Annotated in this window: 1 protein-coding gene; it reads left to right on the top strand. The window is 46.5% G+C overall.

The features are described 5' to 3' along the window. A partial coding sequence (locus tag AC0IXA_RS28050; RefSeq protein WP_471815002.1) for a vitamin B12 dependent-methionine synthase activation domain-containing protein occupies window positions 1-241 on the top strand: 241 nt, incomplete at both ends.

Raw genomic sequence — 241 nt, 5'->3', positions numbered from 1 at the left:
AGCCTGACCGTATCATTGAAACGTTCCAATTTCCAAGGCAGGAGAAGCTCCCGTACCGCTCCATTTCTGATTATGTACGGAAAAGTGATGAAAACGAGAAAGATTATATTGCCTTATTCGCCGTCACAGCCGGCGCGCGTATACGTGAAGTCGCGCAGCAATTTAAGCAGGAAGGAGATTATTTAAAAATGCATGCTGTCCAAGCTCTGGCGCTTGAGCTTGCAGAAGGATTAGCTGAAAG

The organism is Pseudomonas sp. AC083, assembly GCF_979253165.1.
The sequence above is the reverse complement of the archived record's forward strand: the minus strand, read 5'-3'. Positions and strand labels throughout refer to the sequence as shown.